Here is a 17386-nt window from a genome sequence, read left to right on the forward strand (position 1 = left end):
TTTAAGAGATAACTAAATGACTCACGTTGATGTAATTGTGATCGGTGCAGGTGCAGCAGGTTTAATGTGTGCAGCGCAAGCAGGGTATCGCGGCCGAAGCGTTACAGTGCTTGATATGGGTAAAAAGCCAGGACGTAAAATTTTAATTAGTGGCGGCGGGCGTTGTAACTTTACTAACGAAAATGCGAGCCCTAATAACTATTTATGCGCAAATCCTCATTTTGTAAAATCGTGCTTAAGTCGTTATACGCAGCATGACTTTGTAGAGCTTGTAGACCGACATGGTTTGGCGTATCACCATAAAACATTGGGGCAATTATTCTGTGACAATAGCGCACAGGACATTGTTGATATTTTACTTACCGAGTGTGAGTGGGCGGGTGTTACTATTAAACTACGTAACGAAGTGTTAAATGTTGCTAAAACAGCAATGGGTTACAGTGTCACAACTGAGCAAGAAACACTTACTTGTGAGTCGTTAGTCGTTGCATCTGGTGGTTTAACTATGCCTAAGCTTGGTGCTACGCCAATAGGTTATAAAATTGCAGACCAATTTGGTTTAAAGGTTTTGCCGACGATGGCTGCTTTAGTTCCCTTTACCTTACATCAACACGATAAAGACCGTTTTGAAGGGCTTTCGGGTATTAGTATTTCTTGTGAAGTTACAAGCGAAGATGGCACTGTATTTAAAGAGAATATTTTATTTACTCATCGCGGCTTATCCGGGCCTGCCATATTACAAATAAGCTCATTTTGGCGAGCAGGTCAGGCGGTAACGATCAATTTACTACCTGAACTCGATTTAAAGCAACAGTTAGCTGACTGGCGAGAAACGCAAGCGCAAAAATCGTTAAAAAATAGCCTTGCCACTATCCTACCTAAGCGTTTTGTTGAAATACTCCATGACAGTAAAGCTATTCCTGATTGCAATATTAACCAGCTAACGCATGGCCAAATAGATGCACTCGCTGACTATATTCATGCGTGGCAAATTAAGCCAAATGGTACCGAAGGTTACAGAACCGCAGAAGTGACTTTAGGTGGTGTAGATACCGACGAGCTAAGCTCAAAAACATTTGAGGCTAAAAAAGCCAAAGGTTTATATTTTATTGGCGAAGTAACCGATGTAACGGGTTGGCTTGGAGGTTATAATTTTCAATACGCATGGAGCTGTGGATTCGCCGCTGGGCAATACGCATAAAAAAATAGCTCACCACAGCTTATTAAACCTGCCACTTTAGCTCTGAAGTGGCATTTTTATTTCTAATTTTTAAGTCTATATTGCTGCATTTTGCTATTCGGTTTTTCGGGAATGGTCATTTCGATTATGCCTGCCTCAATCGCAGGCTTTAAGTAGCGCTCTCTAAAATGTTTTCGATCTTTTAATCCTAGCTGATTTTGTAGCTCTTGTCGGTTTAACGGCTTTTCGCTTTGGATAAATATATTTATTAAAGCGATGACTTGGGGGGCTTGTAAGTCTACATTTATAGCCTCTTTAACTTGAGGGGTTTGTTGGGGGTTTTTGGTTTTTGTTATTGATTTTAAATCACTTTCTAATGACTTTAGTGCCGCTAATAATGCTTCCAATATATACTCAATAAACACGGATGAGTCACCGGACTTGGTACTAAGATTAATGCTTTCAAAATAATGTCGGCGAGTTATCGCTATAACATTGTTAATATTTATTAGTGAAAATAGCGAATGCCACTGCGATAATTGCAGGGTTTGCCACGTACACGCTATTTCAGTATTACCCTGTGCAAAAGGTTGAATAAACTGTAATTCATAATGGCATACTGCACTACTGATTAAAGGATGATGCGCGGTTGTTTTAAACCAAGCAAATAACTCCTCTACCATTTGTGGTACTCGCATTGCTTGTGGTGCCATTTGCAAACCACTTTTTAACGCTAAACTTTGCTGCCTATAACTGCCCGATTTTTCACTCAGATCTTTGATTAAGCTTCGATGCAAGGCTAATAAGCTATCAGGGGTTGATAGGCCAGATGATATTGATTGAATATCAAGGTTATTGATTTGCAGGGAGGCGGTTTTTTGTTGCTTATAGTGCTCAAGCATTGCTGGCGAATATAAGGCACTGATTTTACCTAAAACTTCACTAATATTTACCATACTGTGAGTCATGCTAGCTGAAATAGAGAAGGGGGGAGTGGCGTTGCTCATTTTGGTATAGGGGTTATTCAAATCAGGGGGTTAAGAATACGCGAACTGAGTTTAAAAGTCAGTTTTAATGGGTTTTTAGTCTGGTTTTTTTGTGCTGTTATTGGTTCTTTATAATTAGTTTGGTGTGTGTCGATACATTAATTGGCTATCTTACTTAGTTATAAGAGGCTAGCTGAAGCGACTATCGTTAGTTTATTGTCGCTAAAATAAACTGAATTACGACCATTATTTTTAGCTTCGTATAGTGCGCTATCGGCACGTTCTAACACGCTAATAACTGAATCATCAGAACTGATGGTAGCTACCCCTATGCTTATGGTTAGCTGAATGTTGGCAACAGGGTGTGTCGAAATATAGTCTTTTAACGCGTTTGCTTGTGCTAATGCATTGGTCAGTGAGGTATTTGGCAAAATAATAGTAAACTCTTCTCCCCCCCAACGCGCAATTAATGAATGGTTGGGCATGCTACTTTTAATTAGTTTAGCAAACTCAGCTAACACTTTATCACCGACTAAATGACCATAGGCGTCGTTTATTTTCTTAAAGTGATCAATGTCACAAATGAATAAGCAGTTTGTGGTTTTTGTTTCTTTGCTGCTGGTAATGACTTGCGACAATGCATAGTCAAATTTTTGCCTATTAAAAAGCCCTGTCAGTTTATCTGTTTCAGCAAGGTGTTGGATTTCTATATTGCGCATTGTTAAATGGTCATAAGCAGAAAAGCGAGTTTTTTCATAAAACCTGAAGATTAAGATATGGGCAATACAGACCTCTATGATATTAAATAAAGAGCCCAGACCTATAGTCACAGTTAGCTGCTGTTGTTTATAAGTTAAATAAGCGCAAATACAAAAGGCAATGCCGCTAAAGATGCTCCCCCAATTTCTGCCGACGAGAAAAAATGCAAAAGGAGGGATAAGTGTTGCCCAAAATAAAGAGTGGGCAAGGCCACCTACAGAGACAACAAATGTCATTATTAAACTAGCTATCATAATAGTGACTGCCCATGCTGCAGCACTTACATTTGCAGTTTTACTAAACCAGCCATAAATAGCTAATGATATAACTAAGCCTAATGCATCAATGGCGGCAATATCGTAACTGTGAAAGTAGAACAGGTTGAGTAGGGTTAAAACTAAAAAGTAGCAGGTTGCCGTTAATAATGAATGAGCAATTAAGCGTGTGCGCCAAAAGTCTTTATGATCTTTTGGATACTGTGGTAGTCCTTTGTACCAAAAATCTAGCATGCTTTATTTCTCTTAGACTGTGTCTTTTTTATTCACTGATTATTACTCATAACCCGCTCATATAAAAGTACCGAGTAAATAACTACAAAAAGAAAGGGTTATCTAACTTGCGCTATTTTTGTATGCAAAATACAGTTCAGCATTGCAGTGATAGCGAGTAGATTTTCAGCTAGAGATATGACGGGCACATTATTACTTTGGACACTCTCTTTAAAGTGATGATGATTATATAGTTAAAAACCCCGATATCACGCAGTGCAATCGGGGTTTTTAACTTCTAGTGGTTACTCTTCGATAAACGCTTCACCTTCTTTCATCCACTTAGCGGCCGGTTTGCCTTTAAGATAATGATCAAAGTACTGCATCATACGCACTGAAAAATCGACCTGATTAGGAAATTTTTTCAAGTGGTGTGGTTCACCTTCGTATTGTAAAAAGGTTGCATCTTTACCTGCGCGGCGAAGCGCTAAGTAATATTGCACGCCTTCATGCCATGGCACCGCATCATCTTTGTCGCCAAACATAATTAAGATAGGCGTGTTTACTTTATCGGCAAAAAATACCGGTGAGTTTTCAATATAAAGCTCAGGTGCTTCAAATAAATTTTTACCAATACGGCTTTGCCCTGTTTCGTATTGAAATTGGCGTGCAAGTCCAGATTTTAAGCGAATGCCACTGTAAGCACTGGTCATGTTAGACACTGGCGCGCCCGATACCACTGCTTTAAACATATCAGTTTGGGTGATCATAAATGCACTTTGATAACCCGCCCAAGAGTGGCCTTGTAAACCTATTTTATCTGGGTCGGCAATGCCTAAATCAATCAGCTTTTGGGTGGCGTTGATCATGGTTTGCGTTGAGGATTTACCAGGGTGTCCTATTTCAAAGCGAATATCAGGTAAAAAGATGGCGTAGCCATTTGATGTAAACATCGGAAAGTTAGGGCGATGATTTAATTCCATTTTTGGAAAGTCATACATGCGCTGGCTCATATAGCGGTAAAAGTACACCACAACCGGTACTTTATCGCCTTTTTTATAGCCGGCAGGTTTGATTAATACCCCTTGTAAATCTTCTCCATCAAAGCCTTTATAGCTAATAAGTTCAGGTGCTTGTCCCCAAGCAAAGTTGCTTATCTGAGGGTTAAGGTTAGTTACGCGTTGTGGTTGTTTAAAGTTAGAGTCTGTTTGATAAATGTCTGGAAATTGCTGATAGGTTTGCTCAGTAAATAAGTATTTATCGGCATTTTTGGCTTTTTTAATTACATCAAAACGCTTATTACCTGTGAGTACTTTAGTAACGTTAAGCGTTGTTAAATTAAGTTTAGCCACCTCACTTTGCTTACTTTGTAAGTTAATTGCAGAGAGCAAAAGAGTATCATTGCTGTTAAAGCCCACTTGGTTTTTATCAAGCTTGATTACTCTGTACTGAGTATTACTTTGTTTACCATTAGTTAAGCGTTTGGCTTGCTTGGTATTTACATTAAACGACCAAATATCATATTTACTATAAACCAGTATTTCGCTGCTATCGTTAAGCCAGCCTGCAAAACCATAACCAGGCTGCTTGGATGGATAGTCGTGTTTGTCATCTGCAAACGTGGCGTTAATCGCCTTGCTGAGTACGCTCACTTTGTTATTACCTAAGTTTTTAAGCTGTACTTGGTTATTATCAAAGTAAGCAGCAAACTGCCCATTAGGCGCAAGGCTCGGCCTAAATGGATAGTCGTTAATAATAGGTGTTTGTTTACCCGTTTTTATATCAACCGCAAAGTAGTCAGCAAAAAAACCGCCGTACATTACTTTTTCAAGATGCGCTAAATTTGAGTAGCCTAACAATGACGTGGCACGCTCAGTATTAAGCGCCAGCTCTGGCATATTTGGTGTGCTTAACTGTATAACTTGTTGCGAGTTTACATGGTATACCGCCGTGTAATGACGATTTTTATTATTTTCATTCCATTGCTGTTCTTCGCGCGGTTTTATTTGCGCATCGTTGTTGTGCCATACATTTAGCCCTTTATGGTCGCGAATTACCTCAAAGTCATACAGTGATGACTCATCGGTATATTCTTTTTGCTTAACTTTTGCAGCGAGTTTTGGGCGGTTTTCAAAGTATAAACGTGTACCATCTTCGGCCCAAGTTAATGTCGCGGTTTTGCCCATTAACCATTCTGGGTTAGGTGATTGCACAGTGGTTAGCGTGTCGTTTTGCCACAGCGTTAATTCGTACTGACGACGACGCTTATCATCGTTTACATAGTTGCCTAAGGTAAACGCAACGGTTTTTTCGATTGGGTGCCACGCTATTTTGCTAGCAACCACACCAGGCTCATCAATTAATACGGTGCTGGTAAAATTATCGAGTGAAAATAAGGTAATTTGATTATTGCCGCCATCCACATAGCTTTGACTCACCAATAGCTGATCGCTGGTGGCACTAATGCCATAGGTAAAGGCACTTTCAAGAGTATGAGTGCGCTTATCACTTAAGTTGATGATAACCAGCGGATAGCTTTTATCTTTTTTGTCGGCAGTGATAGCGCTATCGTTGTCGAGCTTTTTATCGTCTTCTTCAGCGTTTTCATTTTTGCGATAGGCCAGCCACTGGCCGTTATTAGCTAGCACGTAATCTTTTACATTATTAAAGCTTTGCTGCTCACCGGTTTGGGTGTTGACTAATACTAAGTTATTTTTTAAGTCACTTTTTTTCTTAGTGGTTTCTTTTTCAAGCAGAGTAGGCACTTGCGTAAATGCGACCCAGTTTGCCATTTTGCTAATGGTAGGGCGGGTTCCTCGTTCCACCTCAGCAATAAGCTTATTGCTATTGAGTGAGTAGACTTGCCCTGTGGCATTACCGCGATAAGGGGTTGCACTTAAAGAAAGGATTTGACCATTTTCAGAGAGCTGTGTGCCTTTTGCAGATTTAAAATCAAATACATCTTTAAATTCTAGGGGCTTATTTGCTAAAGCACTGGCGCTCGTTAAGCTGGTAATAAGTGCACAGCCTATAAGAGTGAGTTGTGTTTTCATTATAGATTCTCGTTTTTTAACATTATTTTATTGTAACGAGTTTTAATAACAATTCGAGTAGATACGACAAGTGGTAGCAGGGCAGAGATGAGAGGTTAAAAATGAATGGTAAAAGGTAAAAGGTAAAAGGTAAAAGGTAAAAGGTAAAAGGTAAAAGGTTAGATTTTCGGTCCACGGGATGCGAGGTGCTAAGTATCCGTAAAAAGTTAGGGAAGCGGAAGTTTAATTGTGGTTTTCAATTTTTTTACTTTCAGCTCTGTGTTCAAATTTATTTTTAAGTCTAATTTATAAAAAGAACACAGAGTTTATGTGGAATAGATTATAAGAAATGGCTAAATAGTTTAATTTAATAACCTTGCTAGCAAAATTAACTAAAACCTTATAACCAAATTTTTTGAAGCTCTGGCCATTGTTTTTCAAATTGCTCGCTAGGTCGTGCACTAAAATTACTGCGCACAAACTGATTCATTTTACCTTCAACGTAGGCAAGCAAAAAGTTAGCTAGGGTTAACTCATCGCTTTGGAAGTTTTTACCTTCACGTAGCTTACGCTCTCTAAGAATTTGTTTAAATTGGGTTTCCAGCTTTTCAAATAAGCCTTGTACACGCTCACGAAGTCGCTCTTGTTCACCCTGTAGAGCATCGCCTGTTAATATACGGGTTATGCCTGGGTTTTTTTCGGCAAACGTTAGCAGCAGTAATAGGGTGTTGTATACACGTGCTTTACTTTCTTTCTCGTTATCTAAAATAAGATTAATACGTGATAGCAGCGTGTCTTCAATAAATTCAATTAACCCTTCAAACATGCGCGCTTTACTAGGAAAGTGGCGATAAAGAGCGGCTTCAGATACGCCAACTTCTGCGGCAAGTTTGGCTGTTGTAATACGCTGGCCTGGGCTGGTTTCTAACATTTGTGCGAGTGCTTGCAGTATTTGCTCTTTGCGATTACTTTTTTTTGTCGCAGGCATGAACATTCCTTTTTAATAGTTATTTTTTTCAACATAAATGTGCGATAACACAGCTTTGTGCCAAGTGTTACAGCGCGCAATACTCAATGGGGTGTTTTTGCACGTATTACAGCGATACATTAGTAATGCGCAAGCGTTAAGCTATTTTAGCGCAGTAAAATTACACTAAAAGGTCACAAGGCGTCATCATGTTAATGTTTTATTCAGTTTGTTTCCAGCCTTTTTATAATCGTTTGGCGAGCTGCTCGATCACTTTAACCGCTATTTCTATTTTACTGCTTTCAGGTAAATCGAGTTGTTCATTTTGCCAGTAAAGAGTGAGTGCGTTACGCTCTGAATTGAAGCCCAAGTCACTTTGCGATACATCGTTGGCACAAATCATATCGAGGTTTTTATTGGTTAGTTTCCCCTTTGCGTAATTAGCAACGTTCTGCGTTTCTGCGGCGAAGCCGACGGTGTAAGGGCGTTTTTGTGTGAGGTTTGCAACCGCGGCTATTACATCTGGGTTTTTAACTAAGCTAAGAGTGAGTTCATCGCCTTGTTTTTTCATTTTTTGCGTGGCGATACTTGCTGCACGATAATCGGCCACAGCGGCACAACCAATAAAGGCATCTGAGTGAGGCGCATATTTGAGTGACTCATGCAGTAACTGTTCAGCACTTTCTATATTAATTAAATTAACACCTTGCGGTGCTGTAATAGTTACCGGGCCTGAGATTAAGTTCACGTGTGCGCCAAATGATAACGCAGCTTGCGCCAGTGCATAGCCCATTTTTCCAGAGCTATGATTTGATATAAAACGAACAGGATCGAGAGGTTCACGGGTTGGGCCTGCAGTAATTGTAATTGTTTTACCTGCTAAGAGTTGTGGTTGCGCAGGTTCAGTGCATAAACTCACTAATTCATGCGGTTCAAGCATTCGACCAGCACCGACATCACCACAAGCTTGCTCACCCTTACTTGGCCCCCAAACAGCAACGCCACGAGCCTTTAAAGTGGCTATATTAGTTTGCGTTGCAAGGTGTGCGTACATTTGCTGATTCATAGCTGGTGCGATGGCAACTTTTGCGGGGGTCGCCAGTAATAAAGTCGTGAGCAAGTCGTCAGCAATCCCTGCGGCCATTTTCGCAATAATATTGCTGGTGGCAGGGGCAACTAAAATTAAATCAGCCCATTTTGCAAATTCAATGTGCCCCATAGCGGCTTCGGCTGATGGGTCTAGCAACGAGTCAGACACCATTTCACCACTCACAGCTTGCATGGTTAGCGGGGTGATAAAATGTTTTGCTGATTCGGTCATTACTACTTTAACGTCACAACCATGGTCTTTTAAGCGTCTTACGAGTTCAGCACATTTATACGCTGCAATTCCACCGCTAATACCCAGCACTATTTTTTTATTTGTTAAATTAATCATGGTTGTTCATCAATTTTATAAAATATTGTGGCTAAAATAACAAATCTTGAGCGTGACAGCTAAGATAAAATGCGTTTTATCGCGCTAATTTTTGATTTTGCATTACAGTTATACAGTACAGTAATCTTTCAAGGATGAATCATGCAATTAACGTCACTGCCTAATTCGCTCCGCCCGCGAGAAAAACTGCTAGAAAAGGGCGCAAAGGCACTCTCTGATGCTGAACTATTAGCTATATTTTTGCGCACGGGCCTACCCGGCATGAATGCCATAGAGTTGGCGCAGCATCTGATCAACGAAAATAAAACCCTGCATAATTTGTTTAATGCCAGTATGGATGAATTTTGTGCGCAAAAAGGCTTGGGAATGGCTAAATATGTTCAGCTACAAGCAGTACTTGAACTAAGCCAGCGATATATGCAAGAGGGCTTTGTGCGCGACGCCGTTTTTAACTCCCCACAAGCCGTTTATGACTATTTAACGCTGCAAATGCGTGGATTGCAGCAAGAGGTATTTATGGTGTTGTACCTTGATAGTCAAAATCGTTTATTAAAAGATGAAATATTATTTTACGGCACAATTAATGCGGCCAGTGTATATCCGCGTGAAGTGGTAAAGGCGGCACTGAAAAATAATGCGGCGGCGGTTATTTTTTCACATAATCACCCCAGTGGTATTGCAGAACCGAGTCAGGCCGATAAGCTCATTACCAATAAGTTGTGCCAAGCACTGCAATTAGTCGACATAAATGTGTTGGATCATATTATTATTGGTGGTGAAAGCAGTGTTTCGTTTGCCGAACGGGGACTGATTTGAGTTTATCGCTTCAGATATGTGCTAAAAATGAGCGGTTTAGTGCGTTTTGGCAAATTAGTTTAATTTAAATGCAGTTTTTACTTTCCCTAAGGGCATTCGATCTTTATAATTAGCCGCTATCAAATTTACACATGAGCTGGTTGGATAAGATCAGTATTTGATCTTTGCCTGTAAAAGCTGTATAAAGAGCGCCCTTCGATTTATCTCTAGGGCACAAATACATGGCCTTAGGGAAAATTAAGCTCGAGCGAAGTTATTGGAGATATATAGACATGTCTAAAGTATGTCAAGTTACAGGTAAGCGTCCAGCGGTTGGTAACCACCGTTCACACGCGAGAAACGCGACTAAACGTCGTTTCCTACCTAACCTACAAACACACCGTTTTTGGGTTGAAAGTGAAAAACGTTTTGTAACATTACGCACTACTACTAAAGGTATGCGTATTATCGATAAAAAAGGCATTGACACGGTTCTTACTGAAATCCGTGCTCGTGGCGAAAAAGTTTAAGGAACTGAATTATGCGCGATAAGATCCGTTTAGTTTCAACTGCTGGTACTGGTTTTTTCTACACTACCGACAAGAACAAGCGTAACATGCCTGAAAAAATGGAAATCAAAAAATTCGATCCTAAGGCTCGTAAACATGTGATTTTCAAAGAAGCTAAAATCAAGTAATTTAGTTTTCTTTCAGAAATGTAAAAACCCAGCTTATGCTGGGTTTTTTGTTTTTAAAATCTGCTCTATCATCCACCGAAACCATATCACCGTAATGATACCCATTGAATTAAATCGCTAATTGGCTTTTGTTAAGCGCCACGAATTATTCCGTAGATAATGGCATCAGTTGTTTATAACTAAAAAACATAAAGAGTATGAGCATTAAATAATTTTACGAGCTAAGTCGTTTGGTGTTGTGTATTTAGAGTGCGGTTATGAGCTGTTTAAGTATGCCTGAAGAGGAATAAGGGGGCTTTACGCTGACTTACTAGGGTATGAGCTGTAAGTAGCTCTAAGGCTACTTACAGCGCGATATTTATACTTTAAAGTTCTCTACTGATATTCTTAGTTCTTCGGCTAATTTAGCCACTTCTGAACTTGAAATATTCGTTTGTACAGCGCCTTCTGCTGTTTGCTCGGCAATAGCAACAATAGACTCTAAGCGCTCACTGATCTCTTGTGATACTTGTTGTTGCTCTTGTGCTGCTGTTGATATCTCTTCACTGACATTATGCGCTTGTGATACTGCAAGGGTAATTGAATCCAGTGCACTGTTGGCTAAGTCACTTTGCTCAACACACGAAACCGCGCGTTCTTTACCTTTTTCCATAGCTTTAACCGCTTCTTCAGCGCCCGACTGTAGTGACTCAATCATAGATTGAATTTCTTGGGTCGACTCTTGTGTTTTACTTGCAAGTGATCTTACTTCATCAGCTACCACAGCAAAGCCTCTGCCGTACTCTCCGGCACGAGCGGCTTCAATCGCTGCATTAAGTGCGAGTAAGTTAGTTTGCTCGGCAATACCGCGAATAACATCTAAAATACTACCAATTGATGCGCTATCTTTGTGTAGCTTATTGATAACACTTGATGCTTCGTCTACCTCGTAGGCGAGTTGCTCAATGGTTGCTTTATTTTGATTTGAAATACCTTTAACGCGCTCCGCTTCTTTATCGGCATTTTTAATTTCGCTCAGTGCTTGTTGTGCACTATTACTCACTGTTTGTGATGTGCTGCTCATTTCAGTGGTTGCGGTTGCTGCTTGCTCTACTTGCGCTTGCTGATTACTTATTGCTTTGCTTGATTCACCGGTAATTGTTGAGGTTTGCTCAGAAGCGGCTGCAAGTTGTGTTGAACGTGAAATAATACCGGTGATTAAGCTACGTAAACTATCGATTAAGGTATTACAACTTTTCGATAATTCACCAAATTCATCTTTTGCGCTGTCATCTAAGCGTTGAGTCATATCACCACTGGCAACAATATCTAGAATACGATTTACTTCCGCTAATGGCTTAGTAATACGGTTAACCGTAATGATGGCTACAAGCACAGCGATAATAGTCGCAATGATCATACCTATCCATGTCCATAAATTAGCTGAGTTTACGTCACTACGTACGCCTTCTTGTAATGTAAATGCAACGCCACTGGCTTGTAATACTAATTCGTCAATTTGGCTAAGCGCTGTTTTAGTCGCTTTTTCAGACTCTGCTAATTCACGCTCGGTTGTGCTTATTGCGTCAATAAGGCGTTTTTTATTCGCTGAAAGGCTATCGTTACCTAAAATATTGCTCTCTAGGGTATCTACATAACCCTTTAAGTCATTAAACAAGCTGCTGTGACTTTGCTCTATCGCCGGCTTTATTAATGAAACGGTACGAACGACTTCTTCAAAGTAATACACTTGTTCATTTTTAATAATATCGAGCGTGTTAAGCGTTTTAACGGTTAGCATGTCGGTGCTGCTGGTAACCACGGACATAAAGTTATTTTCTAGATTATTAGCTGCTTGATAAGCGCGTGGATGATTATCCTCTAAACCATCAATATCAATAATATCAAGTACCATAGAGTTGGCATCTTCTGCCGCGAGCTCAACGGTTTCTAGTTGCGCTTTGAGCTTTTTGTTAAGCACTAGCTGGGTGTTTTTATCTTTAAGCAGGCTGTTTATGATATTTGAAAAGCTCTGGTAGGTTTTTTCAACTTCAAGGCTGCTTTTGTTTAGCTGTGGATCGTCTTTAACAACTTGTTGTAGTTCGCGGTGCAATTTATTAAATATTTGTTTTTGCTCTTCTATTTGCGCTTTTAACGTGGCGAGTTCTTGAGCCGATGTTATATGGAAACTAGCTTGAGCGGCTTTACTCATCAAAATAAATTCTGCTTGTAACTGAGCGCTCTTGTTTAATGCAGGAAGCGATAGCTGATTAACTTTTTGAGTTGAACGATCTATATTTGCTATTTTTATTAAAGAGTTACCGCCAATAATTAAAAGTAATAAAGTGATAAATATAAAACCACCCCAAATACGTTGACTCACTGTTAGATTCATATGGTTTTCCATTCAAAAATACGTCTATTAAAACTTATCGGCGCTTTCAACAATAAGTTAAGTAATTAAAAATAATTAATTTTTACTGTTAATAGTTAGTTGCTAAATTTACCGCAAAACTTAATTACAAACTAAGTCTTTTATTAAAGATAAAAAATAATGTAGGCAATAACACTCGTTTACTGTCTATGTTTAACTCAATTATAAGAGCATTGCTATTTTTTACACATTATTGTGAATGTTTTGTAATTATACAATTTAACATCCACTCTTAAACTTAACAGATGTATTAACTTTTTTCAGTTTATTTAGACAAAAGTTGTGATTTTTCTGAAAATTTTTGCTTACTTTGCAGTTCTATTAGTGTCATTGAGCCACCCCATACGCAACCCGTGTCTAAAGCATAAAGGTGGTTGTAGGGCGTTTTGCCTTCAAGTGCTGCCCAGTGTCCAAAAATTAGGTCATGTTGAGCGTTCATAATGGCAGGATGAGAAAACCAAGGAATTAGTGATGATGAATTTGTTGTTGCTTCTTTTGCATTAAAATCGAGCAAATTATCAGGCGTAATAAAGCGCATGCGAGTGAAATAATTAACGATGTAACGAAATTTAGCAGCATCATCAAGTTGCTCCGTCCATTTTAGCGGGTGAGGCTGATACATGTTTTTTAAGAAGAACTTAGCGTTATCAGAACCATAGCATTGCTGCGCAAATTGAGCGTGCTTAATGGCTTGCTCGCACGACCAATCAGGGTTAAGGCCTGCATGAGAAATAAAACAATTATATTGTTCTAAATAAAGCGCTAAAGGCTGAGTTTGTAAAAACGCGATGTAGTGGGGCAGTTTACTACTGTTAAACAGTGCAGTGAGTTTGTCTTTGGGGTTAGGTGTAACGTTATTTAAATAACAGGCAATCATGTGTAAGTCATGATTGCCTAATGTGACGCTAACGCTGTCTTGATGTTGATAAATATAATCAAGGCACGCTTTAGAGTCTGGGCCGCGAGCGACAATATCACCCACTAAATATAGGTGATCTTTGCTAGGGTTAAAGTCGACTTGCTTTAACAATAAACTAAATTCGTCAAAGCAGCCTTGTAAATCACCTATTGCGTAGTCGGCCATTGTTACCTGTTTTTATCAGTGTAGGATATTAGGGCAGGCTAAGCGGAATACGTTTATGGGTGCTTTAAATTCAGCACCAAACTCGTTACGTAAAGTGTAATGTCCCTGCATGGTGCCTACCGGTGTATCTATTATTGCACCACTGGTATATTTGTAGCTTTCACCTGGGGCTATATCTGGGGTTTCACCCACCACACCTTCGCCTTGCACTTCTACTTCTTTGCCATTGGCATCAGTAATTAGCCAATAACGGCTAAGTAGCTTTGCACTGCATAAACTGTGGTTTTTTATAGTAACGGAGTAGGCGAACACAAACTTATCTAGTTCAGGTTGCGATTGCTCTTCTACATAAAACGTTTCAACAGATACCTTTACAGGTGATCCTATATTACTGCTTGTTGTCATAAATCCAGTTAGCTATATCAATAAATTGTTGTAACGACAGGCTCTCAGCTCGCAAAGTAATATCAATGCCAATGCTGGTTAATTCGTCAGCGGTTAGAAGGTTGCCAAGGCTGTTACGCAACGTTTTACGGCGCTGATTAAACGCTTCTAAACAAACGGTGTTTAATATTTTAACGCTTTTAGCGGTGCGCTGCTGTGCCTTTTTAGGGATTAAGCGAATCACCGCAGAATCGACTTTAGGTGCCGGTTTAAAGCATTCAGGCGGTACCTCTACCACAGGCATCGCATGACAATAATACTGAGTCATCACACTCAAGCGACCAAAGGTTTTACTACCAGGGCCTGCTACCATGCGCTTTACCACTTCTTTTTGCAGCATAAAGTGCATGTGCTCAATATGATCGGCAAATTCAAACAGGTGAAACAACAAAGGCGTTGAAATATTGTACGGCAGGTTGCCGAATACTTTTAGCTTTTTGTCATCTTTAACCAAGCTTGCAAAATCAAACTTCATTGCATCGCCTTGGTTTACGGTTAATTTTGGCCCTAAAAATGGGTGTTCAATTAAACGCTGGGCTAAATCTTTATCTAGCTCAACAACCGTTAAATGGCCACTTAAATCTGCAACAGGCTCGGTAATAGCGCCTAGACCTGGGCCAATTTCTACTAAATTATCTTGCGGTTTAGGATCGATAGCGGTGACGATTTTGTCGATGATTGACTCATCGAATAAAAAGTTTTGGCCAAAACGTTTACGGGCGCGGTGTCCTAAGTGTACTTTATCGGTCATTGATTCTGTGCTTTTTCATGGGCGAGCTTAATTGCTTCGCGGATCGCTAATTCAAAACTGCCAACATCAGCATCGCCTGTACCGGCTAAATCAAGCGCAGTACCGTGATCGACTGAGGTGCGAATAAATGGAAGGCCGAGAGTTATATTCACTGACTTACCAAATCCTTTGTATTTTAGCACAGGTAATCCCTGATCGTGATACATAGCCAGCACTGCATCGGCTTCATTTAGGTATTTATCTTGAAATAACGTATCGGCTGGTAAAGGACCGATTAAGTTCATCCCCTCAGCTCTTAATATGTCAAGTGTAGGCGTAATCGTGTCGATTTCTTCTCGGCCTAAATGGCCATCTTCACCAGCATGCGGGTTTAAGCCACAGACTAAAATGCGTGGTTGCTCAATACCAAATTTCGTTTTTAAGTCATGATTAAGAATATTAGCCACTTTAACTAGTCGCTCTTGCGTAATGGCACGAGAGACATAAGCAAGCGGAATATGTGTTGTTACTAGGGCAACACGCAGACCTTCGGTGGCTAATAACATAACTACATCGGCTGTACCTGATTGCTGAGCAAAGTACTCAGTATGGCCACTAAAAGAAATGCCGGCTTGGTTAATAATACCCTTGTGAACAGGCCCCGTAACAACGGCATCAAATGTGCCATCCATATTCTTTTCGCTGGCAATACGTAATGTATCTAACACGTATTGCCCATTGGCGTCATTAAGCACGCCAAGCTCAACGGGCTCTGCTAAATCAATCTGCTTAATATATAAGCTGCCTGCTGCTGTTGGCATTGCTTTGGCTTGTTCATCAAATTCAATTAATTTAATGTTTAAACCTAAATGCTTAGCGCGCTGTTTTAGTAGCGATGCATCTGCAATCGCTACTAGTTGCGCATCCCAGCTATGCTGTGCCAGTTTTAATAGCAAGTCTGGGCCAATGCCTGCAGGCTCACCTGGGGTTACCGCAATTCTTAAGGTCATAATTATTCGTCTATTGGGAAAATTTCAACATGGGCTTGTTCGCGCATTTCTTGCTGCCAGTTAAAGCTTTCCTCTTTAAATTTACGATTAAACAACATGCCATGTGCACGATTACGTTTAGCTTGCTCGGTCTTATCTGCAACACGTTTATCTAGTAACTGCACAATGTGCCAGCCAAACTGACTTCTAAATGGTTCGCTGATTTCGTTTTTATCAAGTGATAGTAACGTATCTCTAAACGCAGGCACGTAGGTGGTTGGATCAGTCCAATCGTATTGACCACCTTTAAGTGCTGAACCTGGGTCTTGTGAATGCTCTTTAGCAAGTTCTGCAAAGTCAGCATCGCCGGCGCGTAAATCTTTAACAAAGCCTGCTAGCATAGTGCGTGCTTTTTCTTCACTTAAAATGATTGAAGGCTTAATAAGAATATGACGAGATTTAACTTCGGTGGTTTCAACTACTTGGCGGCCACGTACGTCTTGTACTTTAATGATGTGGAAACCCGCACCGGAACGAAGTGGACCAATAATCGCATCTTTCTTTTTACCTTTTACAGCTTCTGCAAATAACGATGGCATTTCGTTAATGCCCATCCAACCTAATTGGCCGCCCTCAAGGGCCTTTGAGCCACTTGATGATGAAATGGCAATACGCTTAAATTCTTGGCCGTCTTGCAGCAGTTCAATAACTTTGTCTGCGCGTGTTTTTGCTGAGCTTACGTCGTCTGCACTTGCACCACTTGGAATATCGATAAGGATATGACCAATATCATATTCTTCGGCATTTTGGCCTTGGCTATCCATAATTTTTAGTAAGTTATCAATTTCTTGGTCGCTTACATATATACGGCGGTCTACGTTTGCACGCGTAACTTGTTGCGTGGTTATCTCTTTACGAATTTCTTCGCGGTAAGCTTGAAAGCTCTCACCCGACGCTTCAATAGTACGACGCAAATCAGCAATTGTACCGCCTTGCTCTTTAGCCATGTTGGCAAGGGTTTGGTCAAGCTGGCTATCTGAAATTTCTAAGCCCATACGCTCAGCCATCTGCATCATCAAGGTTTGATTTACTAAGCGTTCAATCGCCTGAACACGCAGTGTTTCGTCTTTTGGCAGCTGTTGGTTTTGTTCTTCTGCTTGTTTTTTTACGCGATCAACAATGGTGTCTACTTCACTTTTTAAAATAACGCCTTGGTTTACAATACCAATTACTTTATCTATTTCGACAGGGGCGGCAAATGCACTTTGGCATAAGCTGAACGTTAAAACTGCTGATGTTAATAATTTTTTTAAATTCATATTCTTTTTACTACTCTTACTAATAGTACTGTTGTAATGCTAAATACGGCTAAATAGATATAGTT

The 17386-nt window shown here is 40.1% G+C and carries 15 protein-coding genes; 4 read left to right on the forward strand and 11 right to left on the reverse strand.

All coding sequences use genetic code 11. The features are described from left to right. The first annotated feature begins 16 nt into the window (after positions 1–16). Positions 17–1201: a BaiN/RdsA family NAD(P)/FAD-dependent oxidoreductase gene (locus AAEY57_RS01155; protein WP_008113243.1), complete on the forward strand. Its 1185-nt coding sequence runs from the start codon at positions 17–19 to the stop codon at positions 1199–1201. A 62-nt stretch (positions 1202–1263) separates the two neighbouring features. Here AAEY57_RS01155 and AAEY57_RS01160 read toward each other — a convergent pair whose 3' ends face one another. The 5 genes from AAEY57_RS01160 to coaBC all read right to left on the reverse strand — a co-directional run bounded on the left by AAEY57_RS01160 (position 1264) and on the right by coaBC (position 8850). After that, positions 1264–2148, reverse strand: a complete 885-nt coding sequence (locus tag AAEY57_RS01160; protein WP_350605796.1) for a Fic family protein — start codon at positions 2146–2148, stop codon at positions 1264–1266. A gap of 197 nt (positions 2149–2345) precedes the next feature. Beyond that, positions 2346–3434 (reverse strand): GGDEF domain-containing protein, encoded by a 1089-nt coding sequence (locus tag AAEY57_RS01165; RefSeq protein ID WP_350605799.1) that lies wholly within the window; start codon positions 3432–3434, stop codon positions 2346–2348. Positions 3435–3718: 284 nt separating this feature from the next. Next, on the reverse strand, positions 3719–6466 hold the full coding sequence (locus AAEY57_RS01170; RefSeq protein ID WP_350605801.1) for a S9 family peptidase: 2748 nt from the start codon (positions 6464–6466) through the stop codon (positions 3719–3721). Positions 6467–6845: 379 nt separating this feature from the next. Continuing rightward, positions 6846–7433, reverse strand: coding sequence for a nucleoid occlusion factor SlmA (slmA, locus tag AAEY57_RS01175; protein ID WP_008113236.1), 588 nt, complete (start codon positions 7431–7433; stop codon positions 6846–6848). A gap of 223 nt (positions 7434–7656) precedes the next feature. Then, positions 7657–8850 carry a bifunctional phosphopantothenoylcysteine decarboxylase/phosphopantothenate--cysteine ligase CoaBC gene (coaBC, locus tag AAEY57_RS01180; RefSeq protein WP_024601751.1) on the reverse strand — a complete coding sequence of 398 codons (1194 nt, stop codon included), beginning with the start codon at positions 8848–8850 and terminating at the stop codon, positions 7657–7659. A 141-nt stretch (positions 8851–8991) separates the two neighbouring features. Between coaBC and radC the strand changes: the two genes are divergently transcribed. The 3 genes from radC (at position 8992) to rpmG (ending at position 10342) form a co-directional block, all read left to right on the forward strand. Continuing rightward, complete coding sequence (gene radC / locus AAEY57_RS01185; RefSeq protein WP_013465906.1) at positions 8992–9666, forward strand: RadC family protein; 675 nt, start codon at positions 8992–8994, stop codon at positions 9664–9666. A gap of 272 nt (positions 9667–9938) precedes the next feature. Continuing rightward, the gene (rpmB, locus tag AAEY57_RS01190) at positions 9939–10175 is read left to right on the forward strand and encodes a 50S ribosomal protein L28 (RefSeq protein WP_008464111.1); all 237 of its coding nucleotides are present in this window, start codon (positions 9939–9941) and stop codon (positions 10173–10175) included. A gap of 11 nt (positions 10176–10186) precedes the next feature. Then, positions 10187–10342 (forward strand): 50S ribosomal protein L33, encoded by a 156-nt coding sequence (gene rpmG, locus AAEY57_RS01195; RefSeq protein WP_004587947.1) that lies wholly within the window; start codon positions 10187–10189, stop codon positions 10340–10342. Positions 10343–10700: 358 nt separating this feature from the next. On the opposite strand, the gene AAEY57_RS01200 is transcribed toward rpmG, so the two are convergent. The 6 genes from AAEY57_RS01200 to surA all read right to left on the reverse strand — a co-directional run bounded on the left by AAEY57_RS01200 (position 10701) and on the right by surA (position 17321). Next, on the reverse strand, positions 10701–12716 hold the full coding sequence (locus tag AAEY57_RS01200) for a methyl-accepting chemotaxis protein (protein WP_013465904.1): 2016 nt from the start codon (positions 12714–12716) through the stop codon (positions 10701–10703). 304 nt (positions 12717–13020) lie between these two features. Then, complete coding sequence (locus tag AAEY57_RS01205; protein WP_350605806.1) at positions 13021–13839, reverse strand: symmetrical bis(5'-nucleosyl)-tetraphosphatase; 819 nt, start codon at positions 13837–13839, stop codon at positions 13021–13023. A gap of 15 nt (positions 13840–13854) precedes the next feature. Beyond that, positions 13855–14244 carry a Co2+/Mg2+ efflux facilitator ApaG/CorD gene (gene apaG, locus AAEY57_RS01210; RefSeq protein WP_008113223.1) on the reverse strand — a complete coding sequence of 130 codons (390 nt, stop codon included), beginning with the start codon at positions 14242–14244 and terminating at the stop codon, positions 13855–13857. Beyond that, positions 14228–15034, reverse strand: a complete 807-nt coding sequence (rsmA, locus tag AAEY57_RS01215) for a 16S rRNA (adenine(1518)-N(6)/adenine(1519)-N(6))-dimethyltransferase RsmA (RefSeq protein ID WP_008113221.1) — start codon at positions 15032–15034, stop codon at positions 14228–14230. Before rsmA ends, apaG begins: the two co-directional genes overlap by 17 nt. Then, the gene (gene pdxA / locus AAEY57_RS01220; protein WP_008113219.1) at positions 15031–16023 is read right to left on the reverse strand and encodes a 4-hydroxythreonine-4-phosphate dehydrogenase PdxA; all 993 of its coding nucleotides are present in this window, start codon (positions 16021–16023) and stop codon (positions 15031–15033) included. Before pdxA ends, rsmA begins: the two co-directional genes overlap by 4 nt. A gap of 2 nt (positions 16024–16025) precedes the next feature. After that, positions 16026–17321 carry a peptidylprolyl isomerase SurA gene (surA, locus tag AAEY57_RS01225; protein WP_008113218.1) on the reverse strand — a complete coding sequence of 432 codons (1296 nt, stop codon included), beginning with the start codon at positions 17319–17321 and terminating at the stop codon, positions 16026–16028. Positions 17322–17386 lie beyond the last annotated feature (65 nt).

Source organism: Pseudoalteromonas sp. MER144-MNA-CIBAN-0113 (assembly GCF_040308965.1).
Taxonomy (GTDB): Bacteria; Pseudomonadota; Gammaproteobacteria; order Enterobacterales; family Alteromonadaceae; genus Pseudoalteromonas; species Pseudoalteromonas tetraodonis.